This window comes from Acinetobacter sp. 12966 (assembly GCF_031196995.1).
GTDB lineage: Bacteria > Pseudomonadota > Gammaproteobacteria > Pseudomonadales > Moraxellaceae > Acinetobacter > Acinetobacter geminorum.
The window spans coordinates 99,118-112,217 of sequence record NZ_JAVIMC010000055.1 but is presented as its reverse complement, the minus strand read 5'-3'; the positions used below and the strand labels follow the sequence as shown (position 1 = coordinate 112,217).

12 protein-coding genes are annotated in these 13,100 nt (G+C 38.0%); 5 read left to right on the top strand and 7 right to left on the bottom strand.

Features of this window, described 5'->3' with window-relative positions; genetic code table 11:
• Positions 1–62: 62 nt before the first annotated feature.
• Positions 63–200: a hypothetical protein gene (locus tag RFW85_RS08275; protein ID WP_017387462.1), complete on the bottom strand. Its 138-nt coding sequence runs from the start codon at positions 198–200 to the stop codon at positions 63–65.
• 40 nt (positions 201–240) lie between these two features.
• Here RFW85_RS08275 and RFW85_RS08270 point away from each other — a divergent pair, with 40 nt between their 5' ends.
• Both RFW85_RS08270 and RFW85_RS08265 read left to right on the top strand, forming a co-directional pair.
• Complete coding sequence (locus RFW85_RS08270) at positions 241–2,409, top strand: phosphocholine-specific phospholipase C (protein ID WP_309171395.1); 2,169 nt, start codon at positions 241–243, stop codon at positions 2,407–2,409.
• Between the two features lie 376 nt (positions 2,410–2,785).
• On the top strand, positions 2,786–2,953 hold the full coding sequence (locus RFW85_RS08265; RefSeq protein WP_081309989.1) for a hypothetical protein: 168 nt from the start codon (positions 2,786–2,788) through the stop codon (positions 2,951–2,953).
• Here RFW85_RS08265 and nadC read toward each other — a convergent pair.
• Positions 2,950–3,795, bottom strand: a complete 846-nt coding sequence (nadC, locus tag RFW85_RS08260; protein WP_130174157.1) for a carboxylating nicotinate-nucleotide diphosphorylase — start codon at positions 3,793–3,795, stop codon at positions 2,950–2,952. The two genes, RFW85_RS08265 and nadC, sit on opposite strands and share 4 nt — an antisense overlap.
• Positions 3,796–3,966: 171 nt before the next feature.
• Between nadC and ampD the strand changes: the two genes are divergently transcribed.
• Both ampD and murJ read left to right on the top strand, forming a co-directional pair.
• On the top strand, positions 3,967–4,536 hold the full coding sequence (ampD, locus tag RFW85_RS08255; protein WP_130174158.1) for a 1,6-anhydro-N-acetylmuramyl-L-alanine amidase AmpD: 570 nt from the start codon (positions 3,967–3,969) through the stop codon (positions 4,534–4,536).
• 72 nt (positions 4,537–4,608) lie between these two features.
• Positions 4,609–6,159, top strand: coding sequence for a murein biosynthesis integral membrane protein MurJ (gene murJ, locus RFW85_RS08250; RefSeq protein WP_309171394.1), 1,551 nt, complete (start codon positions 4,609–4,611; stop codon positions 6,157–6,159).
• Between the two features lie 47 nt (positions 6,160–6,206).
• Here murJ and RFW85_RS08245 read toward each other — a convergent pair whose 3' ends face one another.
• The 5 genes from RFW85_RS08245 to RFW85_RS08225 all read right to left on the bottom strand — a co-directional run bounded on the left by RFW85_RS08245 (position 6,207) and on the right by RFW85_RS08225 (position 11,658).
• Positions 6,207–6,902 (bottom strand): FKBP-type peptidyl-prolyl cis-trans isomerase, encoded by a 696-nt coding sequence (locus RFW85_RS08245; protein WP_016139674.1) that lies wholly within the window; start codon positions 6,900–6,902, stop codon positions 6,207–6,209.
• A 50-nt stretch (positions 6,903–6,952) separates the two neighbouring features.
• On the bottom strand, positions 6,953–7,678 hold the full coding sequence (locus tag RFW85_RS08240; RefSeq protein ID WP_130174159.1) for an FKBP-type peptidyl-prolyl cis-trans isomerase: 726 nt from the start codon (positions 7,676–7,678) through the stop codon (positions 6,953–6,955).
• Positions 7,679–7,868: 190 nt separating this feature from the next.
• A complete protein-coding gene (locus tag RFW85_RS08235) occupies positions 7,869–10,064 on the bottom strand; it encodes a polysaccharide biosynthesis tyrosine autokinase (RefSeq protein WP_309171393.1) in 2,196 nt (731 codons plus the stop codon).
• Between the two features lie 21 nt (positions 10,065–10,085).
• The gene (locus RFW85_RS08230) at positions 10,086–10,514 is read right to left on the bottom strand and encodes a low molecular weight protein-tyrosine-phosphatase (RefSeq protein WP_002050525.1); all 429 of its coding nucleotides are present in this window, start codon (positions 10,512–10,514) and stop codon (positions 10,086–10,088) included.
• 1 nt (position 10,515) lies between these two features.
• Positions 10,516–11,658, bottom strand: coding sequence for a polysaccharide biosynthesis/export family protein (locus RFW85_RS08225; RefSeq protein WP_001190673.1), 1,143 nt, complete (start codon positions 11,656–11,658; stop codon positions 10,516–10,518).
• Positions 11,659–11,820: 162 nt separating this feature from the next.
• Between RFW85_RS08225 and tviB the strand changes: the two genes are divergently transcribed.
• Positions 11,821–13,098 (top strand): Vi polysaccharide biosynthesis UDP-N-acetylglucosamine C-6 dehydrogenase TviB, encoded by a 1,278-nt coding sequence (gene tviB, locus RFW85_RS08220; RefSeq protein WP_000487067.1) that lies wholly within the window; start codon positions 11,821–11,823, stop codon positions 13,096–13,098.
• The last annotated feature ends 2 nt before the right edge of the window (positions 13,099–13,100 follow it).

Sequence of the window (13,100 nt, the reverse complement as noted above, 5' to 3'; positions counted from 1 at the left end):
CATCAAATCGACATAAAAACATCACTTGCCTGTCACTTTAACACTTTATTAGTAGTTCGCATTTAAACCGTTTGGAAAAAACCAATGCGAAAACTTTCACTTTTATTAATTACTTCTTTAGCACTCATGCTCAGTGCTTGTAACGATGATAATGACTCAGATAATTCATCGCCAACAACACCGCCCACCAGTAATTGCAAAATGCACTGTGCACCATAATAAGAACTCAGGATAGAACTAATGAACCGTCGCGAATTTCTTTTAAACTCTACAAAAACCATGTTTGGGACAGCTGCTTTAGCGAGTTTCCCGCTGAGTATTCAAAAAGCTTTAGCTATTGATGCCAAAGTTGAAAGTGGAACTATTCAAGATGTTAAACACATCGTGATTTTGACTCAGGAAAACCGTTCTTTCGATAATTATTTCGGAACATTAAAAGGTGTACGTGGTTTTGGTGATCGTTTTACGATTCCAATGACGGAAAGCCGAAAGGTTTGGGAACAATATGATGCGAATAAAAAGAAAGTATTGCCTTACCATTTAGATAGTCGTTTAGGAAATGCTCAGCGTGTTTCAGGTACACCTCACTCATGGTCTGATGGCCAAGCAGCTTGGGACAATGGCCGTATGAGTGATTGGGTCGCTTATAAAAAACCACAGTCGATGGGCTATTATAAAAAACAAGAAGTCGAATATCAGTTTGCTTTAGCGAATGCTTTTACCATTTGTGATGCTTACCACTGTGCTATGCATGCTGGGACCAACCCAAACCGTAAGTTTATTTGGACTGGAACTAATGGTCCTACAGGTGCAGGTGTTGCGAGTGTTGTAAATGAATTTGATGGGATTGGGGCATCAACAGAAGGTTATGAGTGGACAACGTATCCTGAGCGCTTACAGCAAGCTGGCGTAACATGGAAAGTTTATCAAAATATGCCAGATAACTTTACCGATAACCCGTTAGCTGGCTTCAAACAGTATCGCCGTGCAAATGAGCAATCTGGTCAACCTGTCAGTAACGACACACTAACGTGTCCAGCATATGATGAAAAGATTGATGCGACTCAACCACTTTACAAAGGTATTGCCAATACCATGCCGGACGGTGGTTTTTTAGGAACTTTTAAAGCTGATATCGCACAAGGTAAATTACCGCAGGTGAGTTGGTTAGTTGCTCCCGCAACTTACAGTGAACATCCGGGGCCATCTAGTCCTGTACAAGGTGCTTGGTATATTCAGGAAGTATTAAATGCATTAACTGAAAACCCTGAGTTGTGGAGCCAAACCGTTTTATTGGTGAACTTCGATGAAAATGACGGTTTCTTTGACCATGTCCCTTCACCAAGTGCACCTTCTAAAGATGTAAATGGTGTTGTATATGGAAAAACCACTTTAAACGATCAGCAAGTGTCCTATGAGTACTTTAACCATCCAGCAGTAGCGACTTCAAAATCTCAACCTAAGCCAGATGGTCGAGTGTATGGACCAGGCGTACGCGTTCCCATGTATGTGATTTCGCCGTGGAGCCGTGGAGGATGGGTAAATTCTCAAGTCTTTGATCATACTTCTATTTTACAGTTCTTGGAAAAACGCTTTGGTGTGCAAGAACCTAACATTAGCCCTTACCGCCGTGCTGTATGTGGTGATTTAACGACGGCATTTAACTTTAAAACACCGAATGTTCTGCCTGTTGCTGAACTAGATGGGAAGAAAACTAAAGCCGAAGCCGATGCGATTCGTGTTGCTCAAGCTTTATTGCCACAAGTTCCTGTTCCGAGCCAGCAGCAATTTCCTCAGCAGGAAATGGGAATTAGGCCATCACGTGCTTTGCCATATATTTTGCACACCAGTGCCAAAGTCGATGTCACTCAAAAAACGGTTAAGCTGATGTTCTCTAATACAGGTAAACAGGCAGCCGTTTTTCATGTCTATAACCCATTAGATCTTTCGGCAATTCCACGTCGTTATATGGTTGAGGCGGGTAAACAGCTCGATGATGTATGGAATGCTACAAATGGGCAGTACGATTTGTGGGTGCTTGGACCAAATGGTTTCCATCGCGCGTTTAAAGGCGATTTGAGTCAAGCTAACCAGACTCAAGCATTACCGGAAATTAGAGTATGTGTGGAAGAGTGTGATGCGAATTTGTATTTAAAATTGCGTCATGATGGTAATAAGTCAGTCAAGCTAAACGTCAAAGCAAATGCTTATCTTCCAAATAAGACATGGACGATTGAAACCAATAGTTCTGAAAAAGAACTGGTTTGGGATATGTCTGAATTTGGTGGTTGGTATGACTTCACTGTGACTTTAGCTGATGATGCTACGTTTAGTCGTCGTTTCGCAGGCCGTATAGAAACTCAAGAAGATTCAATTTCTGATCCATATATGGGTTATCTAGAGTCTTAAGTTGTATAGCCTGAATTGGGATTGTTATTTAAAGTCGATTTAGATGGCTTTGATAAAAAAGCACAGCCTCATATCCCATGAAATTCAAATAGAGGTTGTATAGGCTTCCTCACTTTTGAAAGGTCAAAAGTGACAAAAACCTCTGTTTCTCTGATGTTACTTCCATGTAACACAGAGAAACAGTGACATCCATGTCACCTGTCACGATAGTAAATAAGAGGAATAAGGTGTTTATATAAAATACTATGTGGGAAGATGCTGTCGTATAGATGAATAATAAAAATAAAGACTTACCTTTTGTAACAGAATCTCCTAAGCCTAGTCATATTTATCTTTTATCTTGAAACCCTGATTTTTAAAGTAATGGGGAAAATTTATGCTACAAGGTTTTATTGTATTATTAGCAGTCGTTACATTTGTTTTAATGGCTGCCGACCCACGTGATGGTGGGGCACAAGCGACTCAGTCAGCATGGCAGAAAACACAAGCGGCAGACATGACCAAGTCGCAAAAAAATACCAATAATGACACAGATTTTATCTAAGCATTAAAACGCATAGATAAATCAACAGCTCTAACGTCTTTAGTTAGGACGCCCATAGAAATATAGTCAACGCCAGTTGTGGCAACTTCACGCAAGTTTTCAATGGTGATATTGCCAGATGCTTCGAGTTTACAGCGTCCCGCCACATGTTTTACGGCATCAATCATTTGCTGTTGGCTAAAATTGTCGAGCATGACAATGTCCGCCCCAGCTTCAAGCGCTTGGTTTAGCTCATCCCAAGTTTCAACTTCGACTTCAACAGGTTTGCCTGGCGCAATTTGATGTGCTTTTGCAATTGCTTGGGCAATACCGCCCGCCGCCATAATATGGTTTTCTTTAATTAAGAACGCATCAAATAAACCAAGACGATGGTTTTGTCCGCCGCCAATAGCAACCGCATATTTTTGAGCAATACGTAAGCCTGGTAAGGTTTTACGTGTATCGAGAAGTTTTGTATTTAAACCTTCAAGATGCTGAACATATTCAGCAGTTTTGGTTGCAACAGCCGATAAAGTTTGAATAAAGTTTAAAGCAGGGCGCTCTACAGTAAGTAAGCTACGTGCAGAACCTGAAAGCTTTAAAAAGGCTTCGTTTGCAGCAACACGTTCACCTTCTTGGTTTAGCCAAGTCACCTGAACAGTATTGTCATAAGCTGAGATGAGCGCATTAACCCACGGTTGTCCAGCTAAAACCATATCTTCGCGACTAATAATGGTTGCAGTGGCTTGCTCATCTTCAGGTGTGAGCATAGCGGTAATGTCACCGTCCCCAATATCTTCTTGTAATGCTTGTTGAATATTGATTTGAATTGATTGTTCAAGCAAAGACTGAGGTATGCTCATACGGTTTCCATTTTGTCGATGACCCTAAAACTTGCGATATATTAGCATCGTCGACCTGAAAAATAAGCTGTTTTATGAGATTAATCGCGATAAACAATCGCATTTACTACTTTGAAAAGCTCATAACTGTTTTAAACTAAAGCAATTGGTAAGCAATTTATTGGCGTCTCAATGAAGCAAATCACAGCGTATGAAGTTATAGATGGACAATTAAAAGGGGCGAGACAAATCCCTTCTCCAAATTTTAACCAGCGTCCGACTGGCACCGAAATTCAAATGATTGTGGTTCATAATATTAGTTTGCCACCGTCTCAATTTGGAGGTGGCTATATTGAGCAGTTTTTTCAAAACAAGTTAGATTGGTCAGTTCATCCTTATTTTCAGACTATTGAGGGCATGCAGGTTTCTACACATCTGTTAATTTTACGTACAGGTGAAGTCCTACAGTTCGTTAACTTTAACGAGAGAGCATGGCATGCAGGACGTTCGAGCTATTTAGCTAAAGTAGAATGCAATGATTATTCAATTGGTATAGAACTTGAAGGAAGTGATGATTTACCTTTTGAAGACGTACAATATAAAGTGCTAACTGACGTTGTTACTGCAATTCGCCAAGCTTATCCAGAAATTAAAAACCATATTGCAGGGCATTCAGATGTTGCACCTGGCCGAAAAACCGATCCAGGCCCTTATTTTAAATGGCAGCACTTTAGACAATTGTTAGCTCAGAAAAAAACTTGAGTTTGTTCATCATTTCACAACGAAAAGATTTTCTAGTTTCATTACAATAGCGTCTTTCGAATATAGCTGTAGGTGAGTGCGATGGCATTGTGGCGATCGACTTTTATTGTCAGTGCAATGACGATGTTGTCACGAGTGTTAGGGCTCGTGCGTGACGTCGTATTGCTCAACGTGTTTGGTGCAGGTAAAGATTTTGATACCTTCGTCGTCGCTTTTCGTATTCCCAACTTCTTTCGACGACTATTTGCCGAAGGCGCCTTTTCTCAGGCCTTTATCCCAGTCTTAACTGAATATAAAACGGGTCGAGCACACGCTGAAGTACAGATCTTAATTAGTCGGGTATTTGGCTGTTTGCTAACAGTTATGACATTACTCACTTTTGTGGCTATGGTTTTAGCACCTGCAATCATCTATATGTACGCACCGGGCTTCCACAGTGATCCAGAAAAGTTCGATTTAGCTGTCAGTATGTTCCGTTTGACCATTCCTTATTTAATGTTCATGTCTCTCACGGCTTTTGCCAGCAGCATCTTAAATAGTTATGGCTCGTTTGCCTCACCAGCTTTTTCGCCAGTTTTATTAAATGTAGCCATGATTGCAGGAGCGTGGTGGCTTACGCCGTATATGGCTGAGCCAATCAAAGCATTAGGCTGGTCAGTTGTTGCGGCTGGGGTATTACAGTTAGCGATACAAATCCCTGAATTGTGGCGTAAAAACCTACTGATTCCACCTAAAGTTGATTTTAAACATGAGGGTGTAGAGCGTATTTTAAAATTAATGCTTCCAGCATTATTTGGTGTATCGGTGACTCAGATTAACCTATTGCTAAATACGATTTGGGCATCTTTCATGCAAGATGGTTCAGTGTCTTGGCTCTACAGTGCTGAGCGTATGACTGAGCTACCTTTAGGTTTAATTGGTGTTGCGATTGGTACAGTCATTTTGCCTTCACTTTCTGCCCGTCATGCAGAGCAGGATCAAGCAAAGTTCCGCGGTATGATCGACTGGGCTGCAAAAGTCATTGTATTGGTAGGGTTGCCGGCAAGTATTGCTTTATTTATGCTTTCTACACCAATTATTCAGGCATTATTCCAGCGTGGAGAGTTTGATCTACGTGATACACAAATGACAGCACTTGCTCTGCAATGTATGAGTGCAGGCGTGATTGCGTTTATGCTGATTAAAGTCTTTGCACCTGGTTTTTATGCACAGCAAGATACCAAAACACCAGTACGTGTCGGTTTAATGTCGGTCGCAGCTAATGCTATTTTAAACGTTGTATTTATTGGTTTCTTTAAGCTGATTGATTGGCATGCAGAACATATGGCACTGGCACTGGCATCTTCAGGCTCGGCTTTGGTAAATGCGGGTCTACTCTACTTCTATTTACACAAACGTAATATTTTCCGATTTGATTCGCATTGGAAAAAATTAGGGCTTCAATATGGTTTGGCGAACCTTGCCATGATTGCAGCACTTTGGTTTGCATTAAATTGGTATAACGGTGAGCTTTCACAGTGGTTGCGTATTGCCGAAGTAGTGGGATTGTGTGTTGTTGGCGTAGTTGCTTATCTGGTCGTTTTAATCATTACCGGTTTTCGTCCTAGAGACTTAAAACACTAAAATAAAAAAAGCGATCTTAAATGATCGCTTTTTTATATCTAATGAATTTATTTTGGTAAAACTTGTAGTAATTCAATATCAAAAATTAAAGTACTATTTGGACCAATCGTGTCACCAGCACCGACTTCACCATAAGCAAGATTGGCAGGAATAAAGAAACGTGTTTTTCCGCCTTCTTTCATGGTTTGTAGACCTTCTGTCCAACCTGCAATGACTTGGCTGAGCTGAAACTCAACTGGATGATTACGAGCAATAGAACTATCAAATACGGTTCCATCTAGTAAACGACCTTCATAATTCACTTTAACGCGAGAGGTAGCTTTCGGTTTTTGTCCATTGCCTTCTTTTAACACTTGGTATTGGAGACCAGATTTAGTCGTTATCACACCAGATTTTTTTGCATTGTCAGCAAGAAATGCCGCACCTGCTTGAGCGTTTAGTTGACCTGTTTTTTGAAATTCGACGAGTTGTTTGGCTTCTAATGTTTTCTTATAGTCATTAATCGCTTTCGCCATTTCTTCATCAGTTAAGCGTGCTGTTTTACTCTGAGCACCTTCTTGGAGACCTTGGTAAAAAATATCAAGATTCAGATCTGTTAGCGCATCCGTATTATTACGACCCATTAAATAGCCATAACTATAACTAAATTGTTCTTTTGCTGGACTTTTATTCGTTATAGGAGTTGCAGCAAAAACAGATAAACTCATGGTTGATGCTGCAATAATTAAACCGATTTTTTTCATGCCGTTTTCCAAAAAAAAAGGAGAGTACTGTTTTACTCTCCTGAATGTATTTATTTCACTGAAATGAGTTCTACATCAAAAATCAGCGTACTGTTTGCTGGAATGCCAGGAAGTTCCTGAGGACCATAAGCAAGATTAGATGGAATAAAGAACGTCGCTTTGCCGCCTTCTTTCATGAGCTGAAGCCCTTCAGTCCAACCTGGAATAACCTGATTGAGAGGAAACTCAACTGGTTCACCGCGCTTATAAGAACTATCAAATACTTGACCATTAATTAATCGGCCTTCGTAATGTACTTTAACCATAGATTGCGCAGTTGGTTGTTTACCTGTGCCTTCTTTAGTAATGATGTATTGCAAGCCAGATGCTGTAGTTTTTACACCAGCTTTTGTTTTATTTTCTGCTAGGAATTGAACATCTGCAGATTCAGACGCTGCTCCAGCAGCTTGCTCTGATTTATCTTGTTGTTGCATTTTTTGCTGCAATTCTTTTTCATAAGCAGCAACAGCAGCTTTTAACTCTTCTTGAGTATAAGCACTTGGTTGCTTATTACGAGCATCATGAATCCCCTTCACAAATGATTTTGTGTCTAGTTCAGGTGGAGTTTGCTGAGCAACTTCGTACCCAAGAATATAACTGATTTTTTCAATTGGAGAGGCATTTTTATTTGCTTTGCTTCCGACTTCTGTGGTCGGATGTTGGCTTGCATAATAAACTGGTAAAAGTGCAGCACCGCCTAAAACTACAGCGACAGCAATGGGTAAGGCTTTACTCATAAAAGGTTCCAAAAATAATCATTTGAGTCTAAAAAGGCTGCTTTTGATCTTAGCATGCTTAAGCATAGAATGTTTAAGAAAAAAAACGAGTGGTTTTTTATATATTTTAGTTAGTTTTAATTTGGTGAAACTTAAAAAATCAAATAAAAAAACCGGATCAAATGATCCGGTTTTTTAAGAAAACTCTTAATTAATCTTCTTTTTGTGCTTTATATGCATAGGCATAGTTATAGCCATAACCACCGCCACTAGAGCGTTGAATATCGTTAAGGATAAAGCCATTCACTTTAACACCAGCTTGTTCAAAGCGGTTAACTGTTAACTCAAGCTCTTTCATATGAGACTTAGCATAACGAGCAACAATTAAGTTCACACCTGTGTACTGTGAAATAATAATACCATCAGTTACTGCAAGCACTGGTGGTGTATCAATAATGATATGGTCATATTGAGTTTGGAACTTCTCTAGTAAGTCTTTGAACTGGGTAGAGCTCAACATTTCTGAAGGGTTGGTTGGACTCTTACCACGGGTAATCACGTCGAGATTCGCAACTTGCGTTTTATGTAAAACTTGTGTCAAGTCAGCTTGGCCACTTAATAATTCAGAAAGACCAGGTTTTACGTCAACATTGAAGTATTTATGCATATAACCACGACGCATATCAGCATCAATCAATAATACGCGTTTATTTCCTTGTGCAAAAATAGTAGCCAAGTTAGTTGAAATAAAAGATTTACCAACTTCCGGAGACGGGCCAGCAATCATAATAATATTATTTTTTGCTGAGGTTAAAGCAAAGTGAATGGCAGTACGAATACTACGCAAACTTTCAATTGCAATATCATCACTACTTTTAACTGCTAAAATAGGAATACTCTTTTTCTTTTTCAAAATACTCATACGAGTCTCTTGAATAGGAGAACGAGGTACGGTCGCATAAACTGACAGATCTAATTCATTTTCAATTTGAGTTGAATCATTAACTCCGCTACGCATCATTTTGCGTAATAATGCAATTAATACACCGATAAAACCACCAACAAAAATAGAAAGTATTAGAACAATCAATTTTTTAGGTTTAATAGGTTTAACTGGTTCTACAGCAGTATCAATAATGCGAACATTACCAATTTCACCCGCATTAGCAATTTTGAGTTGCTGATATGAGTTGAGTAATGATGTATATAGCTCAGTATTGACCTTTACATCACGATATAGTTGTAAATATAAACGTTGCGTCTCAGGAAGTTGAGTTAAACGATTATTAAGATCAGCAATCTTTTTATTAATCTCTGTAATTTGTGCATCAATTTGCAAGATTAATGGATGATCATTAGTATATTTAGCAGAAAGCTCAGCTTGTTTCTGTTGTAACTCAATTTTAAGCTTTTCTAAATCAATATTTTGTTTAAGTAATAATTCAGATTCAGCATTAACATCTACCGTTTTATACTTTTCACGGAACTGGTTAAATTTGATCTCAGAATCTTCTAACTGTTTTCTAAGATCTGGTAACTGTTTTTCAAGGAAAGCTAAAGTCTGTTTTGTTTCTAACGACTTTCTCTCAATATTTTGTTCATGATAAACATTTAAAACATTATTAAGTACTTGTGTAATGTGCTCAGGATCTTGGCCTAGATAATTTAAACCAATAACACCAGTCACTTTACCTTTTTCAGCAACACTATAGATATCATTAAAATTTTTAACGGCTGTTGGTAGAGCGAGTTTAGTTAAAGTATAGCTTTGTTCTTTCAGGTTACCTTGAGCATTAAGTTGTACCTGCCAAAGACCTCTATTTGTATTTAGTATATTTTTTTTGTTTAATTGACCATTAAATACAACTTGATCTTTGTATGTTAAAGTGAATTGATTTGCACCTTTGAACTCTAACTTTAAGGGTTTATCTAAATAATATTCAGGTACTTTAAGTTCTCGTATAATCAAATTATTATTTTGATTACTGTACAGTACAGATTCATGACGATACTCAAGTCTACTCTTATCTTGTGAAATTAACTTGTCGATCAATCCTGATTGGTTATCTTTGACGTTAATATCAAGATTAAGGTTCTGAATGACTTGTCCTAAAACCATTCTAGAACGAAGAATCTCTATTTCTGGATCAGCTGGTGATTTTTGAGATAGACCTCCACTGACTTTAGAAAGGTCACCAAGCAAAGCAGCAGAGGCAGCGCCTTTACTGTCCTCAACTTGTACCATTGCATCTACAGAATAAGTATCTGGCGTTATCCGTAAGTATAGCAAGGCACAAATTAAACTTAAGACCACGCAGCATGCTATGATTTTCCACTGTGCAATCAATGAAAAGAATAACTCTTTTAAATCGATGCTATCTTCGCTAGTTTTAGAGTTTTGGTTCATAAATTTACAACTAATATACAATTATAATTGAGTGCGCCAATCTTGCACATAGCTTTGAATGTTGCGGCAAGTCTGATCAAAAAAAGCTTGGTCATGCTGATAGGGGTCAGGTATATTTTGCCCTTGCCAATGGCCAAGCCTAAAAATTTTACCCTTAGCAAATGGCCAAGTTTGTTCAATATGCTTTTGCTGATTATTGCTCATTACTAAAATCAAATCATTTTGTTTGATCAATTCAGCACTGAGCTGGCGAGCCACGTGTGGTCTCATATCAATATTCAACTGATCCATACAATGAATCGCTTTGTCATCTGCAGTATGACCTACTAGGGCTGAAATACCAGCAGATGAGATATTTAATGTAGGATGTTGGGCCTTTAAAAAGTACTCTGCCATTGGACTGCGGCAAATATTACCTACACAGACTACTAAGATATTTTGTAACTGCATTCTAGTTTTTACCCAATTGATCAAATGTATAGAGTGCACTTGAGAATGGTACAATCTGGTTCATAATACGCTGCCAGCGTGTTAAACCAGTTGCATCAATATAAACAATATCATTTTTTTGCATTTGGAATTGATTAGATAATGCAAGGTTACCAATACTACTCAAATTGAGCTGATAGATTGTTGATCTTTTTGTTTGTAAATCTGTACGCATGACATAAATACGAGCTGCACTTGCCGAGTATGGATTAACACCTTCACTCTCGCCCAATACATCACTTAGGGTCATTCCCTGATCTCGTAATGGAATTGCTGAACTTTTATTAGACTCACCCATAACATAGAGTTTTTGATTTTGTTTAGTATTTACATAAATTGTATCATTGGGTTGGACTAATAATTTGTGTAGTGAATAACCTTGTTTCTCAAGTGCAACGACATTTAAATTATAAACTTCGCCATTACGAATGAGTTGAATATCAGTATTATCACCAGACTCTTGATTTACACCTCCAGCCATACTTAAGGCTGTATAAATACTAATTGGTTGATCATCTAAAGTGTATTGTCCACTTTTCATAACCTGACCATTAACAAAATAGCGTTTAGCTTGATATGACAACACGCGAACTACAACATCAGGTGTTTTTAAATACTTAGCAAATTGACTTCGTAAATATTTATTGGTCTCAGCCAGTGTTTTCCCTGCAATGTGAACTTGGCCTACAAGTGGTAACTGTACATTTCCTGCAGAATCAATAGGGTATCCAAATGCTTTAATATCAGTAGAGGCACCTTGAATAGGAGGAGTAATTTCAGGATAAGCCCAAAGCTGAATAGATAAAACATCCCCAGCACTTAAGCGGTATTGATAAAAAGGAGTATTAAATAAGGCGCTTATATTTCCTTGTGGACGCAAAGCCTCAGAACTAATCTTTGGAATATTGTTTTGGGTGAGTTGAACAACAGAAACCTCTGCGCCTTGTTCTGTTTTAAAAGTACCTTGTTCAGGTAAGTCGTAAGTTTGTAAGCCTGAGGTGACTGCACATCCTGTAAACGAAAGTGAAATGGCTAAAAATAATAATGTGCTTTGGTGCTTCACATTCAAACCCTTTATTGTTTGTAATCCAATGATACTTTGCATGAAGACATTGGATTGTAGTCTATAATTAACCCAAATCATACTTTATTTGCCAAGCAGTGATTGTATATTTCGAGAAAATTTTGTTTAAAGTCTGCTATATTAACGTAGTAGGTCGTATCCATGATGTTTCTCCATTTAAAATTAAATGGTTAGGTTTTATATATGTTTCAACTTGAGCAACTAAAAATAGCAATTATCGGCTTAGGGTATGTTGGATTACCTTTGGCAGTTGAATTTGGTAAACATAAACCTACAATCGGATTTGATATAAATGAAAATCGGATATTAGAGTTAAAAAACGGATATGACCATACATTAGAAGTGACTTCTGATGAGTTAAAACACGTACAGCATTTGTCGTATACAGCACATATTCAAGACTTACAGAATATAAACTTTTTCATTGTCACTGTGCCAACACCCATTGACGATTTTAAACAACCTGACTTGACCCCTCTCATAAAAGCATCCCAAAGCATTGCTAAAGTTCTAAAAAAAGGCGATATCGTTGTTTATGAGTCAACGGTTTATCCTGGTGCGACAGAAGAGGTTTGTATACCCGAATTAGAAAAACATTCCGGTTTAAATTTTAATAAAGATTTCTTTGTTGGTTATAGTCCAGAACGTATTAATCCTGGTGATAAACAACGACGTGTCACTAATATTTTAAAAATTACCTCAGGTTCGACTCCAGAGGTCACTGACTATGTTGATCAAGTATATAATTTAATTATTGAGGCGGGTACACATAAGGCCCCGAGTATCAAAGTCGCTGAGGCTGCTAAAGTCATTGAAAATACACAAAGAGATGTGAATATCGCTTTAATCAATGAGTTGGCTCTGATTTTTAATAAAATGGGTATCGATACAGAAGATGTACTCAAGGCAGCAGGTACAAAATGGAATTTTTTAAACTTTAGACCTGGTTTAGTTGGTGGTCATTGTATTGGTGTTGATCCGTATTATTTAACGCATAAAGCAGAGTCAATTGGTTTACATCCAGAAATTATTTTGGCAGCTCGTCGCTTAAATGATCGTATGGGTGAATATGTTGCAACCCAATTGATCAAAGAAATGGTAAAGAAACGTATCCAAGTTGTTGGTGCTCGTATATTAATTTTAGGTTTGAGTTTTAAAGAGAACTGCCCAGATATACGAAATACTAAGATTGTAGATATGGTTAAAGCACTAAAAGAATACGATTTAGATCTTGATATCTATGATCCTTGGGTAGATAGTGCTGAGGTTGAAGCAGAGTATGGGTTAGCTCCAATCATGGAATTAAAACAAGGTCGGTATGACGCTATCGTAATTGCAGTTGCACATGATCAGTTTAAGGTAATGAGTACTGAAGACTTTCATTCTTTAGGTAAAAAAAAGCATGTCCTTTATGATTTAAAGCATGTTCTTAATAAAGTAGATGCAGATTTAAGACTATAGCA